This window comes from Bifidobacterium dolichotidis (assembly GCF_003951975.1).
GTDB classification, from domain to species: domain Bacteria; phylum Actinomycetota; class Actinomycetes; order Actinomycetales; family Bifidobacteriaceae; genus Bifidobacterium; species Bifidobacterium dolichotidis.
Genome location: NZ_QXGM01000002.1, coordinates 503,347 through 525,447, shown reverse-complemented (window position 1 = coordinate 525,447; position 22,101 = coordinate 503,347). Strand labels below are relative to the sequence as shown.

General features: G+C 50.6%; 18 protein-coding genes. 13 read left to right on the top strand and 5 right to left on the bottom strand.

Annotated elements, in window-relative coordinates; translation table 11 throughout:
• The first annotated feature begins 32 nt into the window (after positions 1 to 32).
• The 8 genes from D2E26_RS06030 to D2E26_RS05995 all read left to right on the top strand — a co-directional run bounded on the left by D2E26_RS06030 (position 33) and on the right by D2E26_RS05995 (position 8,561).
• On the top strand, positions 33 to 932 hold the full coding sequence (locus D2E26_RS06030; protein ID WP_125963795.1) for a lysophospholipid acyltransferase family protein: 900 nt from the start codon (positions 33 to 35) through the stop codon (positions 930 to 932).
• Positions 933 to 1,115: 183 nt separating this feature from the next.
• Positions 1,116 to 2,114, top strand: coding sequence for an NAD(P)H-dependent glycerol-3-phosphate dehydrogenase (locus D2E26_RS06025; RefSeq protein ID WP_125963794.1), 999 nt, complete (start codon positions 1,116 to 1,118; stop codon positions 2,112 to 2,114).
• Between the two features lie 201 nt (positions 2,115 to 2,315).
• On the top strand, positions 2,316 to 3,476 hold the full coding sequence (locus D2E26_RS06020; RefSeq protein WP_125963793.1) for a D-alanine--D-alanine ligase family protein: 1,161 nt from the start codon (positions 2,316 to 2,318) through the stop codon (positions 3,474 to 3,476).
• Between the two features lie 239 nt (positions 3,477 to 3,715).
• A complete protein-coding gene (locus tag D2E26_RS06015; RefSeq protein WP_164515890.1) occupies positions 3,716 to 4,744 on the top strand; it encodes a CPBP family intramembrane glutamic endopeptidase in 1,029 nt (342 codons plus the stop codon).
• 45 nt (positions 4,745 to 4,789) lie between these two features.
• The gene (locus tag D2E26_RS06010; RefSeq protein ID WP_125963791.1) at positions 4,790 to 5,800 is read left to right on the top strand and encodes a CPBP family intramembrane glutamic endopeptidase; all 1,011 of its coding nucleotides are present in this window, start codon (positions 4,790 to 4,792) and stop codon (positions 5,798 to 5,800) included.
• A gap of 215 nt (positions 5,801 to 6,015) precedes the next feature.
• Positions 6,016 to 6,423, top strand: coding sequence for a DUF4190 domain-containing protein (locus tag D2E26_RS06005; protein ID WP_164515889.1), 408 nt, complete (start codon positions 6,016 to 6,018; stop codon positions 6,421 to 6,423).
• Positions 6,416 to 7,402, top strand: coding sequence for a CPBP family intramembrane glutamic endopeptidase (locus D2E26_RS06000; protein WP_125963790.1), 987 nt, complete (start codon positions 6,416 to 6,418; stop codon positions 7,400 to 7,402). Before D2E26_RS06005 ends, D2E26_RS06000 begins: the two co-directional genes overlap by 8 nt.
• Before the next feature lie 196 nt (positions 7,403 to 7,598).
• Positions 7,599 to 8,561, top strand: coding sequence for a CPBP family intramembrane glutamic endopeptidase (locus tag D2E26_RS05995; protein ID WP_125963789.1), 963 nt, complete (start codon positions 7,599 to 7,601; stop codon positions 8,559 to 8,561).
• Here the strand turns inward: D2E26_RS05995 and D2E26_RS05990 are convergent, their stop codons facing one another.
• From D2E26_RS05990 to D2E26_RS05980, 3 genes are all read right to left on the bottom strand, one after another.
• Positions 8,562 to 9,368, bottom strand: a complete 807-nt coding sequence (locus D2E26_RS05990) for a mechanosensitive ion channel family protein (RefSeq protein ID WP_125963788.1) — start codon at positions 9,366 to 9,368, stop codon at positions 8,562 to 8,564.
• Between the two features lie 26 nt (positions 9,369 to 9,394).
• Entirely contained in the window at positions 9,395 to 10,081 is a 687-nt protein-coding gene (locus D2E26_RS05985) for a TetR/AcrR family transcriptional regulator (RefSeq protein WP_125963787.1), read from the bottom strand.
• An 83-nt stretch (positions 10,082 to 10,164) separates the two neighbouring features.
• Positions 10,165 to 11,376, bottom strand: coding sequence for a DUF2974 domain-containing protein (locus D2E26_RS05980; protein WP_125963786.1), 1,212 nt, complete (start codon positions 11,374 to 11,376; stop codon positions 10,165 to 10,167).
• Between the two features lie 120 nt (positions 11,377 to 11,496).
• On the opposite strand from D2E26_RS05980, the gene D2E26_RS05975 reads away from it, so the two are divergent.
• Positions 11,497 to 12,249 (top strand): putative ABC transporter permease, encoded by a 753-nt coding sequence (locus D2E26_RS05975; RefSeq protein ID WP_125963785.1) that lies wholly within the window; start codon positions 11,497 to 11,499, stop codon positions 12,247 to 12,249.
• Between the two features lie 139 nt (positions 12,250 to 12,388).
• On the opposite strand, the gene D2E26_RS05970 is transcribed toward D2E26_RS05975, so the two are convergent.
• Positions 12,389 to 13,579, bottom strand: coding sequence for a pyridoxal phosphate-dependent aminotransferase (locus D2E26_RS05970; protein WP_125963784.1), 1,191 nt, complete (start codon positions 13,577 to 13,579; stop codon positions 12,389 to 12,391).
• A gap of 209 nt (positions 13,580 to 13,788) precedes the next feature.
• On the opposite strand from D2E26_RS05970, the gene D2E26_RS05965 reads away from it, so the two are divergent.
• Entirely contained in the window at positions 13,789 to 16,419 is a 2,631-nt protein-coding gene (locus D2E26_RS05965; protein ID WP_125963783.1) for a tetratricopeptide repeat protein, read from the top strand.
• A 748-nt stretch (positions 16,420 to 17,167) separates the two neighbouring features.
• Here D2E26_RS05965 and D2E26_RS05960 read toward each other — a convergent pair.
• The gene (locus tag D2E26_RS05960; RefSeq protein WP_125963782.1) at positions 17,168 to 18,220 is read right to left on the bottom strand and encodes a PfkB family carbohydrate kinase; all 1,053 of its coding nucleotides are present in this window, start codon (positions 18,218 to 18,220) and stop codon (positions 17,168 to 17,170) included.
• A 356-nt stretch (positions 18,221 to 18,576) separates the two neighbouring features.
• On the opposite strand from D2E26_RS05960, the gene rpmB reads away from it, so the two are divergent.
• From rpmB to rsmD, 3 genes are all read left to right on the top strand, one after another.
• Positions 18,577 to 18,771, top strand: coding sequence for a 50S ribosomal protein L28 (gene rpmB / locus D2E26_RS05955; RefSeq protein ID WP_125963781.1), 195 nt, complete (start codon positions 18,577 to 18,579; stop codon positions 18,769 to 18,771).
• Between the two features lie 74 nt (positions 18,772 to 18,845).
• Positions 18,846 to 21,386, top strand: coding sequence for an ATP-dependent DNA helicase RecG (locus D2E26_RS05950; protein ID WP_125963780.1), 2,541 nt, complete (start codon positions 18,846 to 18,848; stop codon positions 21,384 to 21,386).
• A gap of 79 nt (positions 21,387 to 21,465) precedes the next feature.
• Complete coding sequence (gene rsmD / locus D2E26_RS05945) at positions 21,466 to 22,080, top strand: 16S rRNA (guanine(966)-N(2))-methyltransferase RsmD (RefSeq protein ID WP_125963779.1); 615 nt, start codon at positions 21,466 to 21,468, stop codon at positions 22,078 to 22,080.
• Positions 22,081 to 22,101: the final 21 nt, after the last annotated feature.

The following is a 22,101-nucleotide window of genomic DNA, read 5'->3' as shown; positions in this document are numbered from 1 at the left end:
AACTGAACAGAGGTTGCGGCACAATAGTTGGCATGACTTCGAAAGGTAAACCGTCGCCACGTAAGGCAGTGTCACCATTAAGCGATGCACAAGTAGATCGCTTACTGCAAGAGCATGTGCTCGTTGATCCAACAAGGCCACTGCCAACGGGCCCTCAGCGCAACGTTCACCCAACCGAAATTCAGGCTCAGCATCCAAAGGCTACGAAGGCCTTGCTCGAAGCCTGCGCATGGGTTATTCGACGTTCGTGCCGTCCACTTGCTTGGGGACTCGATAACATTCCTGAGCGCGGCGTTTACATCTGCGCAGCAACGCACGTAACTGAATTCGACGTATTCGTGCCAATGTGTGCCCAGTTCCAGCTGGGTCGTCGCCCTCGCTATATGGCTAAGGCCGAGCTCGCCAAGCTGCCAATTGTGGGCAAGTGGTTCCAGCTCGTTGGCATGCAGCCAGTGAAGCGTCGTTCTGGTCAGGCTCGTGCGATTGAAGAAACGTCAATCGAAATTCTGACGTCGGGTCGTCCTCTGACGGTGTGGCCAGAAGGCACGGTGACTCGTGATCCTCAGAAGTGGCCTATGAGTATGAAGAATGGCGTCGGCTTTATTGCGCTTGAAGCATCGCGTCGTTTGGGCTACCAGATTCCGCTGTACTGCGCCGTTACTTGGGGTGCAGCAAGCATTAATCACTGGTTCCCATGGCCAAAGAAGAACGTCGTGATGTGCATCGATACGCAGCTCGACTACTCGGATCTGCTGGCCGACGCTGAGTCGTGGGGCACTGAGCCACCTCAGGAGTACGCCGACGAAATTGCACGCCGAGTTCGCGTTCGTATGACTGAAATTATGGCTGATATCCGCGGCTGCACGCGTCCAGAAGGCTACTTCGACTATCGCTCGATGCAAGAGGTTCCAGAGCAAGAGCCGCTTGCCTGAGTACAGCTCAACAGTTTCGTTCAGCATCAGGTTGTTGTTCTTATTGATTTCTGCGATTGAACAGAAATCATCCCTAACAAAACAGCCAAACCGTAACTGCTGAACGCTCAGCGAGAATAGATGGGCGGCCGCCTGCCTAGAATGACGGATAAGTAAGGCCCGCGGGGCTATTAAGGAGTGATCATGGCAAAAGTGACGGTGCTGGGTGCTGGTGCTTGGGGCACGGCATTCGGTCAAGTGCTGGCAGATGCTGGTAATGATGTGACGATGTGGGCTATTGAGCCAGAAATCGTTGAAGCAATTGCTACGCAGCACACAAACCCTGTGCGTCTGCCATCGGTCAAGAAGCTGCCTGACAACATGACGGCAACGGGTGACCGCGCAGAGGCTGTGAAGGGCGCTGACTATATTGTCGTGGCTATTGCAGCACAGTTCGCACGTGTTGCTCTGGAGCCATTCAAGGATCTGATTGAAGAATCCACGAAGATCGTCAGCCTCATGAAGGGCATTGAGAAGACGACGGGCAAGCGCATGGATCAGGTTGTGTCCGAGGCTCTGGACCTGCCTGCAGAGCGCTTCCTGGCTGTGTCTGGTCCAAACCTGAGCAAGCAGATTGCTGCTCGTGAACCAGCTGCAACTGTGGTTGCTTGCGAGAACATCGAGAATGCAGAAGCATTCGCTAAGGTGTGTACAACCGAGTACTTCCACGCATTTGCTTCGCCAGACGTTATTGGTCTGGAGCTGTGCGGTTCGCTGAAGAACGTTGTGGCACTGGCTGTTGGCATGGTGCACGGTGCTGGCTTCGGTGAGAACACTGCGGCAATGGTGCAGACGCGCGGTATTGCTGAGATTAAGGCTGTTGGTACGGCTGCTGGCGCAATGCCAGAGACGTTCTACGGTCTGGCTGGCATCGGCGATCTGATCGCAACCTGCGGTTCGCCACTGAGCCGTAACTACACGTTCGGCGCCAACCTGGGCAAGGGCCTGAGCGTTGAAGAAGCTACGAAGGTTTCGAATGGTGTGGCTGAAGGCGTGGCTACGGCAGGTGCTGTGGTTGCTCTGGGTGAGCAGTACCACGTTGATACGCCACTGGCTAAGGCTATGGCTCATGTGCTCAGCGATCACATTTCGTGCGAGCAGATGCTGTCGGAGATGCTGCCAAAGGATACGTTGGCTGAGTAAAAACGTTCGCAACAGTCTTCATACAGAGCGTTGTGCAGTGCATAGCGTTGTGTGATGCCTAGGCTGCTGCAAGAGATGTCGCGGTTCGTGGCCTGTAAGGGTTTGCGGCCGCGACACTTTTATGTTCGCTAAGGTCGTTTTGGTTATGGGCCTCGCGGTACTGTTGGGCATGTTCAGAGTCGTTAGAAAAGAGAGCGAAGCATGACTGAGGCTAAGCGTCGCGTAGCAATTATGTATGGTGGCAAGGCTGATGAGCACTCGATTTCGTGCATTTCAGCTGCAAGTGTGTTGCGTGCGCTCGACGAAGAGCGTTTTGAGCCAGTACTTATTGGCATTACGAAGCAGGGTGTGTGGATTGTAGATGGTGAAGATCCACGCGCTTGGGCTTTGGATTCTGGTCTGCCAGAAGTGAAGCAGGTTGAGGGTTCGCGCCCAGTAGTGCTTGATTTCGGTCAGGGCTGCGACGGCTTCTATGCTCGCAATGCTGATGGCACGCTTGAATCGCTGGGTCACATTGACGTTGTGTTCCCAGTGCTGCACGGTCCAAACGGCGAAGATGGTACGCTGCAGGGCCTGCTCGAGATGCTCAATGTGCCTTACGTGGGCTGCGGTGTGCTCGCATCGGCAACTTGCATGGATAAGCACTACACGAAGGTGCTGCTCGCGGCTGCTGGCATTAACGTGGCTAAGGGCATTACGCTTGATGCTCGTTCGCTCAATGCTGCTGATGAGTTCGTTTCGAACGGTGCAGATCTGGCGGCTCAGGTGGCTGAGGCTGGTCTTGAGTACCCACTGTTCGTCAAGCCATCGCGCGCTGGCTCGAGCTTCGGTGTGACGAAGGTTGAACAGGCTGCTGATGCTACGGCTCAGGCTGCAGCACTGTCTGCTGCTGTGTTTGAGGCTTCGAAGCATGATTGGCGTGTGCTGATTGAGCAGGGTGTTGACGCTCGCGAAATTGAGTGCGCTGTACTGCGTCCTGTGTCTGGTGAGCCTGCCCGTGCAAGCCTGCCTGGCGAAATTGTGTTGGATCACCGCGCAGAAGGCGACGACCAGTTCTATGACTTCGATAGCAAGTACATGGATGCTTCGGCAAGCCACGTTGAAGTGCCTGCACACATTGCTCCAGAACTGTTGGATCGTGTGCGTGAAACTGCTATTCGTGCATTTAACGCTGTGGATGCAACGGGTCCAAGCCGTGTTGATTCGTTCGTGACTGCAGATGGCCAGATTATTGTGAACGAAATCAATACGATGCCTGGCTTCACGTCAATTTCGATGTATCCAAAGGCTTGGGAAGCAACGGGCCTGCCTTATGGCGAGCTGATCACGAAGCTGATTGAGGGCGCTCTGCAGGGTCGCTGAATCAGCAGATAGAGCTCAAATAGCTGTTTATGAAGCCGCACAACATAACCGTACAGACGTATGGTGTTGTGCGGCTTTTTGTTGTTGTGGCATGTATTGGTGTCAGGGCGCGCTTGCTTGTTTTTTAGTATGTGAAACAGCTGGCGTCCATAGAGTAGATGCGGTCCATGGCGCATATATTTACCCCTGTAGAATGGCGGAATCGCAATGATATTGCGATATTAAGGGGGTGGTCAACGATGACTACATCAGAACGATTACAACGTGCACGACGAGGTGCACAATATAGTGGCGATCCGCCGTCATTAGATGCTGTTGCGCGGCGCATGCGTATTAGGGCTGCACAAAAGAGTGTGGGACTCGTGTGCTTGGCCATAATGGCCTTCTCATTAACGATGGATATTGCTGCCACGGCAATTATTGCAATGTTGCGGTTTAGTGGCATAGCTATACCAGTTTGGCTTTCTATTAGCATTGGCGATGCTGCTGAAATTCTGCTCGGATTACCGTTAGCAATCTGGATTATGAGTCCGTTAAAGCCTATGGTGGCGCAACGTTCCACATTGCATGCGAAGCAATTCTTGGGATTTTTCTCAGTTGCTATGGTCGCGTATGTCATAGGTACGTTCGCATCCGCGGCATTCTCGTTCATACTTCCAACGGCAAGAAATGCAGAAACCGAGCTTATGGAACAGAACCCGCTGTTTATTCTTGCGGGTACAGTAATTCTTGCTCCGATTATTGAGGAGTGGGTGTTCCGTAAGCAAGTTATTTCACGTTTGGAACGATTCGGCCAAGTTCCAGCAATACTTACTTCGTCATTGCTGTTTGCCTTAATGCATCAGAATCTGTTTCAGCTCGTGCATGCCTTTGTATGCGGTTTAGTGTTGGGCTATGTCTATGTGCGTACGCATCGCTTGATTTATACGATCGCACTGCATATGACGTTGAATTTCTTCGGCTCGCTGGGTCTCCCGTATGCAACGTCATATCTGGAATCGGGTAGTAATTCATTTGTTACCTATGCAATTTGGACCGTTTTTGGATTGCTAGCTGTTGCTGTAATAGTGGGCGTAGTGCTGATTATTCGCAATGCACGATCACTGCATTTTGATCAAATGCCAGAGCAAATACCACCACGGACTATGGGTAGTGTGCTCTTCGGTAACGCAGGCATGATTCTGTTCCTCATTGTGACGGCACTGTTGACTGCTGCATCACTCACTGGTCTGGGCAATATTGTGCAGCTCTTGCTATCGCATGGTTGAGCTCAGCAATACTGCACCGCTCTGTTATGAAGGAGGTGAGTAATTATGACAACGTCACAACGTTTACAACGTGCACGACGAGGTGCACAATATGGCGGTGATCCGCCGTCATTAGATGCTGTTGCACGGCGTATGCGCATTAAGACAGCACAAATAGGCGTTAGCAAAGTGAGCTTTGGAGTATTGCTGTTCTGCGTACTCATGCAAACCGGCGTTACGCTAGGCATGATTATTGGAAAAATCAGTGGAGTACCAACAGCTATGCTGACCTCACCAGCAGTGGGGATTATATTCCAAGATGTCATTATGGTGGCGTTATTGCCGTTGGCTGTTTTAGCAATGCGATCAGTACAGCCTGTTGCAGTGCCACGTTCGCTAGTACATGCCAGCCAATTCTTGCGATACGCATTGATGATTCTGCCTATTTCGTTTCTTTTTGATACGGTTCGACAATTCGTTATAGGAGTTGTTCCGAATTACAATGTGCAGAATCCTTTAACATCGATGTCACGAAGCAGTGTGCTTGTCACGATATTTGCTTCAGTTATTGTGGGCCCCATCATCGAAGAATGGATTTACCGCAAGCAAGTGATTTCTCGTCTTCGCCGATTCGGGGAGACGCCAGCAATTCTGGCTTCGGCTGCGCTGTTCTCGCTTATGCACGGGAATATTAACCAAGTATTAGATACGTTCTGTGCGGGTCTGATTTTGGGTTATATTTATGTGCGCACGAATAACCTGCTCTGCGTTATTGCACTGCATATGATCAACAATCTCAATAGTGTTGTGGGCGGTTATGCAGAGCCGTATATCAAATCATTCAACGGCAGTTTTGCTGCATATGCGTCAATAACGTATTACCTGCTTATTGCTCTCGCAACTGCTGCAGGATTCGTTCTGCTGGCGCTTAATATACGCAAAGTTGTTTTGCATCATGATGCGCCAGAACAAATACCGCAGCATACGGTAGGACGCGTCGTATTTGGCAATGTTGGCATGATCCTGTTCGTCATTTTCTCAGTACTGCTGATGCTGACGAGTCTTACTCAAACATAGAGGACCAGCCATTATTGGATAACCAAGGATCAGTAGAGAGACCGCGTAGTATGAGCTGCTATGCGGCCTCTCTTGTGTTTACCCACAAGCGAGTTCATCAGTGCGGTATGGCGTTGTATGGAAGCGAGCTGTCCATAACCTAAACATGCCCCCTTCGCAAACGTATAAAGCCCATAGAATGACCTCAACATCGCACTACTTCAAAGGAGGTCACAATGACTTTGCCACCAATGCCAAATTCGTCTGACGATGCTCCAAATACTGCAACGGATCAGCAGACGCCGCAGCCACCGCAGTATCCTCAATCTCCGAGCATGCAAGATGCTCAGGGTATGCCATATGCGCCTACGCCTTACTATGCCTATGGCCAGCAGGCTATTCCTCAGTCGCTGAAATATAACGGCATGGCTATTGCCGGTTTTATTCTGTCTTTTTTGGTTCCAATTCTTGGTGTTATTTTTAGTGCAATTGGTTTATCGCGCATTAAGAAGAACCCAGCAAAGGGCAAAGGATTGGCAATTGCTGGTCTGATCATTAGCATCGCGCTTATTGTGTTGCACGTTATTTTAGAACTGGCTGGTGTCTCTTCGACGCCATCATTCGACGCATACTTCCATGCCTAATATCATGCAAAATCCACAGCAGTATTACCGTGCGCCTTCGCCTCAATGGAAGCAGGCTATGCGTTTGCGCGCTGCAAAACGAAGCTTTAGCCTAGTCGGCTTAGGCGCTTTTCTTATGCTCATAGTGTTCCAGTTTGGTGCTGGTGCCCTCATACTGTGGATGCAAATTAGTGGTGTTCCAGAGGGAAGTAACAAATCACTGTGGCTCACTATGATGATCCAAACGGTCATGCTGTATGGCATTGCAATGCCTATAGGCGTTATGGCGATGCGACCATTGAAGCCTGTGCCTACGCAACAGTTTTCGCTTAAACCTGGCGAATTTTTCCAGTATCTATTGATGTGTCTGCCCATTATTGTGGTAGGCGGTCTTCTGGGATCTTTGGTGGCTGGATTAGTGACTCATGGTCAATCTGAGAATCCTATAGAAGCTTTTGTTGGCCAGAATATTCTCATTGATCTTATTTTTACAGTGCTGCTTGCACCAATTGTTGAAGAATGGTTCTTCCGTCAACAAGTGATTTCGCGACTGCGCCGATACGACGAGAAAACAGCCATTCTGATCTCTGCTGTTATTTTTGGCCTCGGTCACGGCAATATATTCCAATTCTTCTATGCCTTTGGCCTTGGCTTAGTATTCGGCTATATCTACGTACGTACCAGTCGTCTTATCTATTCGATTGGCCTGCATATGATCATCAACGCTCTGGGCAGCATCGGCTCAAGCTGGATTGAACAGGCTGAGCAGGTTGGCACTGGTTTTGGCACCGTGGCTTCCATGCTGTACGTTATTGCATTCGTTTCCGGCATTATTGCAGGCATTGTATTGCTCGTGAAGCGTTGCCGCACACTCGTGTTTTATACAACGCCGGAACAGCTACCGAGTAGATCTGCCGTCAAAGTAGCGTTCGGCAACGGTGGCATGATTACGTTCCTCATTTGTGCTGCACTCTTGACCTGGCTTACCGTCTTTCTATAACAAGGGGGTATTATGAGGATGGGGAAGTTGACCGGTTTCCGGCAACCATAGCAGAGATCTACCGTTGTGAAAGCACGAGCAAATTGCTCGTGAAGACTTCGCATGCACGTATATCGTGCAACTGAATTTGTTCCTATAATCAGACAGCAAACCTCGGCTGATCTTGCATATGGACCAATGCTGAAGAGGAGAAAATATGACGAGCTCGCAGAGCCAGCACATGGATACGCCGCGAATTCGTGCGGCTAAGGCCTGCTATAACACTGTGGGCTTTGCTGCATTGGCAATGGCTATTTTGGTGCATTTTGGTACCACGTTTATGCTGCTTGTAACTGGCAAACATGGACCATTACATGCGTTTGAATCGAATATTTGGGTGACGCAACTGATTCAGAGCTTTATGCTCTATGTTATTGCTATGCCGCTTGCTGTATGCGTTATGCGTGCTGCCAAGCCCGTAGAAACGAAAGAATCGTCACTTTCTGTAGGCCAATTCGTCATGTATTTGCTGATGTGCCTGCCAATTATGTATGTGGGCAACCTCATGAGCTCGGTTTTAGCTTCGCTGCTCACTGGAGGGCAGGCGTCAAGCATACAGTCGGTTGCTGGCCAAGATAATGTGTGGGCCGTTCTTGTTTTCCTTGTACTGATCTCGCCGTTTATGGAAGAGTGGTTCTTCCGCAAGCAAGTTATTTCAAGGCTGCGTCGATACGGCGAGAAACCTGCGATTGTAATATCGGCTGTTATTTTTGCGCTGGGTCACGGCATTTTCTTCCAGCTGTTCTACACGTTCGGTCTCGGCTTGCTATTCGGCTATATTTACGTGCGCACGAGCCGCATTCGCTACACGATTGCGCTGCACATGTTTACGAACTTCTTCGGCCACGTTGTAGGCAAACATATTCAAACGTACGTTCTGGCGCACAGTCGCGAGAACGATCCGCTGGTTGTGCTTGGTGTTTCGTTCCTGCTGCTGATGGTCGCTGGTTTTATTGCCGGCGCTGTGCTGCTGGTACTGCGTCGCCGTACGTTTGTGCTGTCCGAGGCTCCCGAGCCAATTCCGGGCAGCCTGGCGAGCCGTATTTCGTTCGTTAACGCTGGCATGATTTGGTTCATACTGATTACGCTCGCCCTGACTGTTGGTGTGATTTATATTTAATTATTTCTGTGATTGCGTCGTGGCCGCTGATCCGCCGTCTTTCTCAATCTGACTGCAACCGGCGATGGCGCGGGTAACGCTGTCGGTAAGCGTCGATAGTGGAATGCCATGCATGGCGAATGCATAAATCTCACCTGTAATTCCATAAGGTGAGAGCCCAGTAAACTTGACGAGCGGCTCCATATCGTCATCTAAATAGTGATCGCACTGAGCCTTGATCAACTTAATTAATTCAGTACTCAACGCGTTAGGATCCGTACCCGACTTAGCAGTGAACGGGACGCGAGCCAAGCCCTCATTCGCAGGATTGAGCTTCTCAATAGCCGACGTAGACAGCACAGAATTTGGCACGAGCACGGTGTTGCCAGCCCTCGAACGCACAATCGTTTGACGCCAAGTAATATCTTGCACCACGCCAGTCGTACCCGAAATATTGACGACGTCACCAGGCTGAATAACATGACCGAGCATCAGATCAAAGCCCGAAACAATATTGGCGATCCAATCTTTTAAACCCAGCGAAATGGCTAAACCACCAATGCCAAGCGCCGTGAACACGGTTGTGGCATCAACACCGAACACAGGTTTGAGCACAATTGATGCAGCCAGAGTCCACACCAAAATGCGCATGATGTTAATAAACAGCGAAACATTTGGCATGCCTGTTTTCGCAAGGCCTTTGCGCATAAGCTTGGCCACAATGCGAACGAGTAAATACGCTGCAACAAGAACAATAACGAGCAAAATAATTTTGCTCAAATTGTTCTGGAAAAACTTCAGTACGTTGCTCAAAAAGGAGTGGGACATACTGTTCAGTGTACCGAAGCCATAGTTCAGGCGAACGTTGGTGCACCGAGCGTAGCAGTCATGTAATTTGGCATTGGTGCTCGATCAGCACTAATTACGCGACCCAGATACGAGCGCAGCGATTCCTTTGACATGGCCATGTACATGCTCATCGTCAGCAAAGCAAGATCATCGCTCATCAGATCATCCACGGTGATTGTTTCACGCATACGTGGCCAATCCTGCAGCACAGCCAAAATGCCACCAACCGAGAAGTCAATCAGCAAGCTGGTCTTGACATCCATTGAATCGGTATCGATCTCAAGAATGCTCATCATCGTCATGCGCAAGAAGTCGCGCAGCGAGTCCATAAGCTCGTTCGAGCTATTTGGACCAGTCAGCAGGGCCAAGCGATCCAAGCGCTGGCGCTGCTCTGGTTCTTCAAGCATGGTCGTGCAGTAGAAGCGCCATTCCGTTTCTGGACGCAAATGCATATGAGCTTGAGGAGAAGCTGGGCGAGGCATGTGCTCGACTTCGCGCAAGATTGAGGCATCTGCCAACTCTGGCAGACCCGAGAAGTGATAGTAGAACGAGTTTCGATTGACGTCAGCCACACGGACAACATCGGTCACAGTAATTTTGCTAAATTCGTGGTCCGCAAGTAGGTCCCAGAATGCATTTTCCATGCGGTCTTTAGCCGGCAGGGTGCGAGAATCGCGACGTGGTCTTGACATCAAACTCTCCTTCTGTGTCTAGTTTAATGTGCTTAATGTTGTTTGCTCTGGGCGATGAGCGGATACTCTGCGTGTTGTATGCGCTAAGAGCGCTCAATCTCTGGATTTTTAGCCAATGCAGCGCCTGCAATAAGTCGCATAACCTGCATAATGGTGCGTCGATCTTCACTATCGAGCCCAGCAAATTGCGTCAACATGTCGGGCAAAATTGTGAAGCCTGCACTGGTTATTTGCGAAGGTTTGGTATTACCTGAGGCACCCAAAACTTGGAACAGTGCATCAACACCACGTTCTATATGAGCTGGCTCATGAGTTTGGAGCCACGTGTTAATTTGCTCATAAAATTGCTTCGAACTTGGCGTCAGTGACGGCACCGTATCAAAATGGTCGCCGAGCATAAGCCAAGTGAATCCAGAATGTTGCATTAAACCAGTCACATTCGAGCGCACAATAATACGGTGCTCTCGCTGTGGAGTAATCAGCAGTTGACCAATAATCGAAGAATCAGGCATTACTTTCGTAACGCGGTCCACAATGGCCGCGTATTCGCGGCTTGCAGCCACAGTTGGTGGGAAGCCTGGGCCATCCAACGAGAAAATACGTTCAATACGATTCTGCGTACGCTCACTCACGTTCATAGCCGCGTATACGGCTAAATTGCCGCCCTTAGAATGACCCGTCAAAATAATCGGACCGTTCCAGAGTTTGGCCACGCGCTCCAAATAATCAGCTGCCATGCGTTGCGCTGGAACAGGGTAGGAGTACGACATATCGAGATCTTCACGCCAGCCGACGAGCGTATCGTCTGTGCCGCGATAGGTGACTACCAGCGTGCCGTCAGGCAAACGGTAGGTGAGTGCTGCAAACTGTGCAGCACGTTCAGTCTGGAACTTCATTTCTACGGCGCTGGCTTGCGTCACTGCAAATCTTGGATTCAGTGCTGTGTCTTTATAGAACTTTTCAGTAACGTCTTCTGATACGAACGTTGGCTCGTTGCGGTCGAGCTCGTGTATGGATTTATCGAATTCCTGATAATGCTCCAAATCGCGCAGCCGTACGCCTTCATACGGAACCTCACGTAGCACGCGTGTGGACTGGATTGGATGCTGCCAATCAAAAGCTCGTATGCGACGCCCAAGCGTGCCATATTGTTGTTCAATATGTGCGAGCAATGGGATTTCTTGAGGAATAGGACCATACGACAGTAAGGCATATACAAGCGCATCGGCTTCGTTAAATGGATAAACCGTAAATTCGCGCGTTTCAAGCTGTACGTAGTCAGTAATTGTTGCCATCGGTACGTGCCTTCTCCCGCTGATTGCTTCCCAACCTGTGCAAGGTGAGCTCAGTATACCGTCGAATAATCACATGTTCGCTCTCTGCTGTTGTCTGGCGTGCCCGTCACAGTAGTGCTCATGCCCGCAACGCTTATTATGCTCGAAAAGGTATTTCTCTGGTTCCTGTTCTACTCATTCGTAGGTTGGGTTTGGGAAACAGTGCTTAATATTGTTATGAAAAAACGCTTCGTTGATCGAGGTATGCTGAACGGCCCGCTGTGCCCTATTTATGGATTTGGTGCCATGATTGTGCTGTTCGCTCTCGCTGACGAACATGTTTGGTATGTAGTCTTCCTCTCTGGCGGTGTACTCGCATGCACGCTTGAATATTTGACGTCATGGGGAATTGAAAAGTTGTTCCACGTACGATTCTGGGACTACTCAAAAAAGCCATTTAATATCAACGGTCGTGTCTATCTCAATGGCTTCTTATTCTTCGGATTTGGTGCCATGGCGGTCAAGCTTTGGGTACAGCCACAGGTGCTGCGCGTGCTTGATATGTTCACGCCAATGGCATTGACGATTACGAGTATTTCCTTACTTGCCATTCTGCTGGTTGACTTTGCTGTAACGCTGGCTGGCCTGATGAAGATGACGAATAGTCTGGGCCGCGTTGAGCAAGAAATTAAGCAGCTCAAGCAGCGCCAGATTAAGGTGCTTGATGTTGGTATTACTGACGTAGATGAGCACGTAGAAGCTGCTGAGCAGCGTGTGCATGATGCACTCTCGTACCAGCAGCGTCGCTTTATTAAGGCATATCCACAGTTCCAGAGCATGCAGCACCCAATGCATGTGGTGGAACAGGCCCGTAAGCTGCTGATGCGCCACTAAAGCAATGCACACGTACGTGCGTATGTATAAGCCTCCTTTACCTCTCTAACTAGGAAGTAAAGGAGGCTTTTTGGCCTATAACCCAATATTTTCGACTATATAGCGTGTGTACGTTATAAAACGTAGGCAACCTATACAATCACTGCATATATTGTTCGGTTACGAATCGCTTCAGCACTGGAATTGCTGCCTCAACCTTGGATGTATCTAGGCAGTAGGCCAAACGAACATAACCAGGCATGCCGAAGGAATCACCTGGAACCATAAACAGGTCATAATCCATAGCTTTTTCGCAGAATGCTACGGCATCGTCTTCAAGTGCCTTAGGGAAAATGTAGAAAGTGCCACCTGGGCGAACTACTTCAAAACCAAGCTCGTGAAGTGCCGTATAGAGCAGATCCATATTGCGCTCATACACTGCTAAATCAGCCGTTTGATCAATTACGCGAGCACATGCACGCTGAATAGAGGAGCTTGGGCAGTTATGGCCAGTTGCTCGAGAAATCTGCGTGAACAGAGGAATGAAAATATCAGATTCGTCAGCTGCAGGATTGACGGCAACATAGCCAATACGTTCACCTGGCAGGGAGAGCGACTTCGAGAACGAGTAGCAGCTCAATGTATTGGCATAGAACTTGCTTGGGTAAGGCTGTTCAATGCCGTCAAACGTAATTTCGCGATATGGCTCATCAGAAATCAAGAAAATGGAGTGGCCATAATAGCGCTGCTTAGCCTCGAGTAATTCGCCCAAACGCTTGAGCGTTGCTGCCGAATACACAACGCCAGAAGGATTATTTGGCGTATTAATGAGCACTGCCTGCACATTGGCATTCATAGCCTGCTCAAGTGCATCAAAATCAATTTGGAAGTCGTCTGGGTTACATGGCAATACCGTTAACTTCAGGCCTGCGGCTTCGCTATAGGGCTTATATTCCGGGAAGAATGGCGCAAACGTAATAATTTCCGAACCTGGCGCAGTAACAGCACGGAATGCATGTGCCAAAGCTGCAGTTGCACCCGAAGTTGGGTAAATGTGATTGGCCGTGTAATCCATGCCAAAACGACGGTTCAGCGAATGCGCAACGGCTTCACGGAATTCAGGCAGACCAATAGAAGGGCTGTAGCTGTGAAGTTTTACAGCTGGCTCATGTTCGTACAAGTCGAGCATAGCTTCGGTAAAGCCAGGCGTCGTAGGAACGCTAGGGTTGCCTAGTGAGAAATCAAAAACATTACGCTCACCAATTTCAGCACGACGTGCCGTTGCTCGCTCACTAATAGCGCGGATAACGGAACGACCCTCCAACATACGGCGATAATGCTCGTTAATCATGCCTGCTCCTTGAACTTCGTTATTCAAGCATTACCATATGGGACGCACGCAGTGAACGCAACTGGTGAAACGGCGAAATAACGCGCGTCATGTACGGTACTTGAGATATTTACTCATACCCCCGAACTGTTCTATTACGATAATTTTCAATATGAATAGCGTTCGTCCAAGAGATAGCAAGCCATAAGCTGCAGATCGGGGAGAACATCATGGATACGAAGCCGAATACGTCGAATATGCAGATTCTGCCGCTGTTGCCAGAACAAGATGCTGGGGCTACGTATGCAGTGCTGCAATGTGAACAGGACCATGAGCACATTCATGAGCGACTCCAATCATCACTTGATACGCAAATCGATGAGCAAATCACCATACAGACGCCGTATTGTGCACAAAATCGAGCCTATGTTGGGCTCGTATTGCCAAATAATGAAGTGCAAATTCTGGCGCGCATTGACGAACACAATGCTGTGTATGCGGCCGATCGCATTGAGGAAAGCAGTACTGAAGAAGAGGCGCCTCAACTTGAAATCCAAGCGTGGACTACGGCTCCTAATGCGGGAGCAATTCGCTTAACGGATCCGCGCAATCCTGAGCGCAAAATAACTGTTGGCGAATATGGTACGAAGCGCGGGGAATACAGTTTCTTGAGCTTGAATGCGAAGCTTGGTGCTGTTGCGGATTGCGGCTATGAGCTCGACGTTTTTCTTGCGTTGGCTTGGCTGGCAACCTATTACATTCCACAATTGCGTGGCAAGCCAGTTGGCATGGGTGCTGGCCGCTTGTGCGAAGTATTCGACGAAATGATGGATATGCCGCTGCCGGACGCCATTGACATGATGATCTGGAAGGGCGCCACCAATAATCAGAACGCCACTGATTTTGAACGTTATGCGGCTCGTCAGCTCATCGAAGCAGGAGCAGGGCAGCTCAGGCAAATTGCTTGTGAACACGAGATTCATATGGTGCGCTTGCATACGCGCATGTTCTGGTTCACTTTCGATTCGACCGAACTCAAGGGATTGCAACGAGACATTGTGCTCGCAACAGAAGCGGCAATGAATCGACTGGCCTTCCTCGATCTTGATGCGCGTGAACTCGACTCAGAAATGGGACTTGTAGGCACGGTATCTGAGCGCATGGCTTGGCAGTCAACGCATGATGCGCTGCACATGTTTGCGAAGCATGCAGGTCATGTTGAGCGCACGTCGAAGAAGCCGAATACTTATGCCACGGTATACGGAACGCAAGCCGCTCCGGGCGGTGTTTGGGATATCAGCACGCGCTTTGCGAATCTGTGTGAAACGTTGATTCTGCTGTTCCGCTTGGATTATCGCTTCGATATTGATCTCGATCAGGGCATGATGGCCATTCATTGCAGTGTTCCAACCGAGATGATGTTCCCAAGCAGTCGTTTTACGAGCGACGGCTGGGTGGATACGCGTTCGGAGCGGCCAGCGCATACGGCTGCCTATGCCATGCGCTTGGCCACGTTAATGGCACAGATTGCGTTCTCTTCGAGTGTGCGCCTGACGCAAGTGCAAGTGAACTGCTATGCGGGCGGACTTCAGGGGTCGTGCGTGCTCTCGCTCGACTTCGATCGCATGCCGTTCCAGATCAATACGTTGCCAGCGCTGACTTCTGGCACGCTGGATAGTCCGCGATTCGATGCGGATCCGCTAGCACTGTTCAATCTCATTAATCCGTCGCGTCATTCGGTGCAGTTCACCGCTGACCGTGGCTTGGCGCCATGTGAACCTCTGCCAGTGCATGCGGCATTCGCGAGTAAGCATTTGCCAGTATGGGCCGATGAGCGCGAGCTGCCAGAGTCTATGGCGCAGCTGCTGCACGCTCAGCGCGCTTGTGATCTAGACGTTATGAACGACACCGCGTCGATTGCTGGTAAAGAAGTCTGGGATATTTACGAGTCGGCAGAAGATGCGCCTGCAAGTGCGCAAATGGATTTGGAAAGCGTGCTGCTGCAGCTTGAGGTTGAGCAACAGGCGTCTGCAGCTTCTGCTGATGGCGCGAGTTCTCAGCTGCTGTTCTGCGAGCGTCCGCTGATGCGTGCTCTTGTTTCGTTGACCAATCCGCCAGCTGATCTGCTCTATGAGAAGGCTCCAGACGCGCTCTATAACGCGCATCTCGTGCTCTGCCGAATCAACAGAGATATGGGCAATTTTGAAGCGTCGATTCGTCACGCCCGTCAAGCTCAGGCTTTGGCTGTGACGACTCCGCAGCCGCTTGTTGAGGAGTCGATTACGCATGCTGAACTTCATGATGATTTCTCAACAGCCGTGGAGTACCTGATTCGAGCGTTGCAAATCGCCACCGTTCCTGTTGATGTGGCATTCATCTATTACCGCCTCGCCTTCGCTTACTGGCAGCTCGGTAATCAGCGCCTTGCCTTGGCCTGCTATACGCGCGTACTCATTATGAAGAACTCACCAGTACGAGCCAGCGCCATACAAGAGGTACAGCAGCTGATTGATGAAATGCATGGTGTGAGCACGTTAATGACAAACGAAGAGTCATTGCAAGTGCTGCGTAATGCAGGTGTGCCAACGGCGCCAACCAACCAAGTACGTGAACTGCTCGCTAAGGCCGCAGTAGGACTTGTAGACGCTGGGTTCCCTCGTGCAGCTGATGACATGGTCTGGATGCTTGGCACGTTTATTGAAGGCGATGTTATTAGCGCTATTGCTGCATCACTGCGCTGGGGCATTGGCGAAGAAGTTGGCCCAACCGAATTCCAAGGTGGATCCGAAGACGCCATGTTTGAAGATCTCAAGCGCTCGCTCGAAGGCGATGCACACGAGGAATCCGAAGGGATTGAGTAGCTAGGCTGCGGCCAGTAGCTATGCTGTGGTCAGTATCTATGCTGCGGCCAGTAGCCACGTTGCGGTCAGTAGCTACGCTGCGGTCAGTAGCTACGCTGCTTTGCTTCGCAAGTAGTACTGGGAGTACCTATGCGCGTTCATTGGTCTACTTTGCGTTTATTTACGTCTTTTGCGTGCATTTACGTCTTTTTGCGTGCAATGTCGTCGGCTACCTGAGGATTTTGCACGCAAAGGGGTCTTTCGTGTGCGAAAGTGTCATGTACCCGACGAAACTGCACTTGAACATCGTTTAATCGTGAATTTTGCCTCTTTGAGTGCAAATTGATCAGTTACCTGAGCATTCTGCACATGGAGAGGCTCCTCGTGTGCAATAAAATCGTGTATCCGATAAATCTGCACGTGAACGCCTCAAATTAATGGTTTTGGCTGCTTTATGTGCATTCTGGTCGGTTACCTGAGGTTTTTGCACACGAGGGGCCTCTTCGCGTGCAATATTTTCGTCTATCCGACGAAACTGCACTTGAACATCGTTTAATCGTGAATTTTGCCTCTTCGCGTGCAAAATTGTCGTCTATCCGACGAAATTGCACATAAAAGAAGCTTCGTATGCATTCCTGTCAGGTTTCCGATAGGTTTGCACACGAAGCGAATAAGTTCTACTGACTCAGCACCGAAAACTGCTAGTGAGTGCTTGCTACTTATTTGATATTGGCTACTCGTATGGTGCTGATTGTAGATCTGGCATCAATTACTTGCTTGACGCTTGTGTAGCTTGTTCCGCTATGAATGCTTGTACCTGCTCAAGTGTTGGTGAGGTTGGCACGCCATATTGGTTGTTGTAAATAGCAAGTGAGGCTGCGGCATTAGCGATTTGCGCTGATTCAAGCAGTGACTTACCTTGCGCCAGCATGGCGCACAAAGCACCTGTATGGCAAGGGCCTGCAGAACGCGTATGCGTGGCCTTGGTCTCGAAGCCTGGTACATGCGTAGCAAGGCTGCCATTGCTTGAAATCCATACACCGCGGCTACCGGCGCGCAGTACAACAGAAGTGCGCAGTCTTTCGCTGAGCTTGGTGCACAGTTCTTCCATCAGTTCATCAAAACCGCCCGAAACCAGCATGGACTTGGAGTTATCAAGATGTAGGTCCAGATGCTCAGCCAAGGCTAGGCCTTCTTGACGGTTCATCGACCAGAGTGGTTGTGCTTCTTCTAATGCTTGCAACATGTCATCACTCAGCAAGTCAACACGACTGGTTGGCGTCACCACGAGCATGAAGTGGCGAGCATTGACTTGGCATTCAGGGCGCTTGAGGAAGCGTAGAGTGCTAAGTCCTGTATCGCGGAACAATGCTGGACCAAGAATGTGCACAATATCGCCGAGCTGTGGCGTGATGACGTCATATAAATCAACAGGAGCTTCGTTTTCGACACCAAATTTAGCGAAATATGTCTTTTGCTCATCGTCATTAACAATCATGCGGAAGCCTGAGTCACGATGATCATGAACCGGACCAAGACGCGTGATCTTCGATTCATTGAGCCGATGCTCAATAGCTTGTGCACATGGGCCCGTGCCAATAGGAGAAACAATCGTTGCTGGAATTCCCATGCTTTGTGCCGCAACGGCAATAGGGTAGCTGCCACTTACTGCAGTAATCGACTGATCTGCTGCAACGAATCCGCCGTGCTCTGGGAAATCCTTGATATGCATCATTTCTTCGATCCAAATTTGACCGAGGCAATACACTTTGGGAGCGGATGGTGCGCCCTGCGCCGTATTAGTAAAGTCGCGGGATTGCATAGTTAACCGCCCTTCTCAACGATGTTGGTCCCGTTACAACACGTGTTTCAACCTGTAAAATTCTCTTCTTCTTAAGCGCTTTATGTAACCGTCAATGGTGTTCTAGCGCGAATATGATCGCAATTGTACTGTAAAAAAGCAGTTCGGGGGTATTAAATTTTGTAAAGAAATGCCTGAAACGGCAGTTTTATCGTTGAACGAAGTGGGGTAAAACCGTTGCAAACACGCTCATTGTTGTGAATATCTTAGGGCTTTTATATGCTTGTGTAGTTGTGTGTTCGCCTATGATCACGGATTGAACCTGATTATGGACGCGCACAGACTTGCAAGTCAATAGAAAATGTAGGGAGACCATAATGTCTGCTCGTTGCGCAGTGTGTGGCAAGGGACCGAAGACCGGTTTTTCTGTGACCCACTCTCATATCCGCAATAAGCGCCTCTTCCGTCCGAACCTGCAGCCAGTTCGCACCACGATTGATGGTGAGAACGTGCGCATCCGCGTTTGCGTGAAGTGCCTCAAGGCTGGCAAGATCGACCGCGTGAAGGCCTGATTGCTTGAATAATATAAAACCCCGCAAGATTGCTTGCGGGGTTTTTCTGTATCTGCGTTATCGCATCGCCTAGGATGGTGCCTATGACTGCCGTCACACTGAATACACCAATTGCTTCGTTGCTTACTAATAAGCGCCGCGTCAGCGCGCTCAAATCACTGGGCTTAATCAGTGTGGCTGATGCTTTAACCTACTATCCGTTCCGCGTTACGAATCCAGTACCAGTACGAGCCCTAAGTGAAGCCCGTATTGGCGAACACATGGCATGCTCGGTACAGGTGCGCTATTGTCGAGTCATGCCCATGGCTGCACGCCGTGGTTCTCGCGTAGAAGTCATTGTTGAAGATAGTGCGTTTGCAGCACAGCGCAAGGTTCGACCATCGCAATGCTCGCTCGTATTCTTCTCGCATCGCAAATCCTATGTGGATTGGATGGCATCCCGCTTGGCTCCAGGCCAGCACATTGTATTTGCTGGTGATCCAAGCACATTTAATGATCGACTGCAGTTCACACATCCAGAAATTCTGACCATTGCACCAGCTGCTGCAGAAGCAACGGAAACGCATTCGCGATTGCGCTACGACTGCGATTCTGAAGCACAGGCTTTGGCTCGTGTATGCCGCCCGCGCCCTGTCTACCATGCATCATCGCGTATTTCGACTGAGCATATTCATGAAACGATTGTGGGCTTCCTACGCATGCTCGCAGGACTACCTATGGTTGCTGCGGATCCACAGCAGCAAACGGGCGTCGAGCAGCCAGTGATGACTTCTATTTACGATTCATCCGATGAAGCTCGCCAAGCACTGCGCCAAGCGATTCCAGATATTGTGCCTGAACCGGTGCTGCAAGCTGATGACTTGATGCATCGTGCACAAGCATTGAGCTTGATTCATGATCCAGAATCAGTGGATCAGTTCAAAGCAGCCGTGCGCACGATGCGCTTTGAAGAAGCCTTTATCTGCCAAACGGCTTTGCTAATGAGTCGTGCAACTGCTCAGCAAAGCACGGCATGGGCTTGCAAGAATACTGATCTTGAACAGTCGTTTATTGCTTCGCTGCCGTTTGAGCTCACGCATGGCCAGCGTCAAGTTGTGGACGATATCAGTGCTGATATGGAGCAGGATCATCCAATGCAGCGCCTGCTGCAGGGTGAGGTTGGCTCAGGTAAAACTGTGGTTGCTGTGGCCGCAATGCTGCAAGCTGTTGGTTCAGGCCATCAGGCTGTTCTTGTAGCCCCAACACAGGTGTTAGCCGAACAGCACGCTGCTTCAATTGCGAAGATGGTGCACGCTATGGAGCCATCTCAAAAATCAGAAGACAATTCGGACGAACTTAGCCAAGAACTCACGCTGGAGACTGCAGAACAAGAGACTGCAGAACCAGAAGCTGCAGCGCAAGCAACTGCAGCGACGAGCAAGGCGCACAAGAAGTCCGAGCATACGACGATTGAGCAGATGAACTTGGGTACTGAGGCAGTGCCCGTGTACCTGCTGACGGGCGGCATGCGCCTTGCTGAACGCCGTCGAGTGCTGGCCGCGGCCGCAAGTGGCGATCCGTGCATTGTTATTGCTACGCACGCCGCATTTTCTAAGACGTTCCAAGCGCCGAATTTGGCGTTGGCTGTGGTGGATGAGCAGCATCGCTTCGGTGTGGAACAGCGTGAAACGTTGCGGACCAAGGGTGAGCGTGACCCGCATCTGCTCGTTATGACGGCAACGCCAATTCCACGAACGGCTGCAATGACGTGGTTTGGTGACCTCGATATTAGTGAGCTGACTGAGCTGCCAGGTGGTCGCAAGCCAATTCGCACGTTTATTGTTGAGGAGCAAAACGGCTCGCGCATGGCTAGCATGTTTGCTTTGATTCGCCAGCGTATTGATGCGGGGGAGCGCGCCTATATTATTTGCCCACGCATTGATGCCGACGAAACGCAACCGGATGAGCCGTTGGACATGCCGGACGAAGAGCTTGACAACGACGGTGAGCAGCATGCTCCTAAGCCGCCGCTGCATTCTGTTGAAGAAATGATCGAACGTTTGCAGCGTCTGCCACAGTTCAAGGGTGTGGCTTTTGCACAGCTTACTGGCCGCGACGATGATGAGACGAAGAAGGCTGTTATGGCCGATTTCGCATCGGGTCGTACGCCTGTATTGGTGGCCACAACCGTTGTGGAAGTTGGCGTTGACGTGCCTGAAGCAAGCTGCATTGTCATTTTCGATGCCGACCGATATGGCTTGTCTCAGCTGCATCAGTTGCGCGGTCGCGTGGGCCGAGGTGGTACCAACTCGTGGGCATTCCTGATCTCGCGAGCTGAACCTGGCACTATTGCTGAGCAACGTTTGCAGGTTATTGAAGGCACGCTCGATGGCGCTGAAATTGCTGAGCAGGATCTTGAGTTGCGTGGTGCAGGTGACGTGCTCGGCGACGCTCAGTCGGGCGGCAAGAGCTCGCTCAAGTTGCTGCGCGTCGTCAAGGATGCGCCGCTTATCGCTCAGGCCCGCGAGCAGGGTGAGGAGCTGCTGAGTGGCGATGTTACGTTGAGTAAGTGGCCAGAATTGGCTGGAGCAGTACTTGATTTTACGCGTGGAAACGAGGCGTTCCTCCAGAGCTAGGGCCAACCGTGCGTAGAACGCGTGGCACGGAAATGCTCGGACGAGCTTGGTTTGGAATGCTCAAGGTTAAGGTGAAACTATGCGCATTATTGCAGGACGATTCAAAGGTGTGCCGTTAACAACGCCACGATCGGGCACAAGGCCTACAACCGATAGAACTAAAGAGGCTATTTTCTCACGTCTAGACGCGTGGGGAACGCTGCCGGATGCTCGTGTTCTGGATCTGTACGCTGGTACAGGAGCGTTGGGATTTGAGGCGTTGAGCCGTGGTGCACAGTCGTGCGTTTTCGTGGAATCCTCGGCTCCTGCAGCCAAGCTGGTGGCGCAGACGGCAACAACGTTAAAGCGTCAGCGCGCTTGGGAATCTGATATGAGCGTACGTGTGGTGCGTTCGCAGGCCGAGCGCTACGTAGAGAAAATGGCACGTAAGTCAGATGCCGTTGTTGAACCACTGTTTGACGTGGTGCTGATCGATCCACCATATGCAGTGACGACTGAGGACTGTAATGAGTTGCTCAATGGTCTTGTTGAAGGCGGTCTTGTACGCCAGCATGATGATCCAGACGCACAGCAATCAGTGATTATGCTTGAACGTTCTACGCGCTCTGCCGAGCCGAAGGCACCACAAGGTTGGACGATCTGCGATCGCCGTAATTACGGCGAAACTGCAGTGTTCTACATGCTGCCAGAATGATCGGAACTATTTCGAATGATC

Coding starts and splice junctions, on each gene's coding strand:
- D2E26_RS05965 (WP_125963783.1), top strand. CDS start 13,789: ATGGATACGAAGCCGAATACGTCGAATATGCAGATTCTGCCGCTGTTG.
- D2E26_RS05960 (WP_125963782.1), bottom strand. CDS start 18,220: ATGCAATCCCGCGACTTTACTAATACGGCGCAGGGCGCACCATCCGCT.
- D2E26_RS05970 (WP_125963784.1), bottom strand. CDS start 13,579: ATGATTAACGAGCATTATCGCCGTATGTTGGAGGGTCGTTCCGTTATC.
- D2E26_RS05950 (WP_125963780.1), top strand. CDS start 18,846: ATGGTGCCTATGACTGCCGTCACACTGAATACACCAATTGCTTCGTTG.
- D2E26_RS05980 (WP_125963786.1), bottom strand. CDS start 11,376: ATGGCAACAATTACTGACTACGTACAGCTTGAAACGCGCGAATTTACG.
- D2E26_RS05975 (WP_125963785.1), top strand. CDS start 11,497: ATGCCCGCAACGCTTATTATGCTCGAAAAGGTATTTCTCTGGTTCCTG.
- rsmD (WP_125963779.1), top strand. CDS start 21,466: ATGCGCATTATTGCAGGACGATTCAAAGGTGTGCCGTTAACAACGCCA.
- D2E26_RS05995 (WP_125963789.1), top strand. CDS start 7,599: ATGACGAGCTCGCAGAGCCAGCACATGGATACGCCGCGAATTCGTGCG.
- D2E26_RS05990 (WP_125963788.1), bottom strand. CDS start 9,368: ATGTCCCACTCCTTTTTGAGCAACGTACTGAAGTTTTTCCAGAACAAT.
- rpmB (WP_125963781.1), top strand. CDS start 18,577: ATGTCTGCTCGTTGCGCAGTGTGTGGCAAGGGACCGAAGACCGGTTTT.
- D2E26_RS06030 (WP_125963795.1), top strand. CDS start 33: ATGACTTCGAAAGGTAAACCGTCGCCACGTAAGGCAGTGTCACCATTA.
- D2E26_RS06005 (WP_164515889.1), top strand. CDS start 6,016: ATGACTTTGCCACCAATGCCAAATTCGTCTGACGATGCTCCAAATACT.
- D2E26_RS06010 (WP_125963791.1), top strand. CDS start 4,790: ATGACAACGTCACAACGTTTACAACGTGCACGACGAGGTGCACAATAT.
- D2E26_RS06025 (WP_125963794.1), top strand. CDS start 1,116: ATGGCAAAAGTGACGGTGCTGGGTGCTGGTGCTTGGGGCACGGCATTC.
- D2E26_RS06000 (WP_125963790.1), top strand. CDS start 6,416: ATGCCTAATATCATGCAAAATCCACAGCAGTATTACCGTGCGCCTTCG.
- D2E26_RS06015 (WP_164515890.1), top strand. CDS start 3,716: ATGACTACATCAGAACGATTACAACGTGCACGACGAGGTGCACAATAT.
- D2E26_RS06020 (WP_125963793.1), top strand. CDS start 2,316: ATGACTGAGGCTAAGCGTCGCGTAGCAATTATGTATGGTGGCAAGGCT.
- D2E26_RS05985 (WP_125963787.1), bottom strand. CDS start 10,081: ATGTCAAGACCACGTCGCGATTCTCGCACCCTGCCGGCTAAAGACCGC.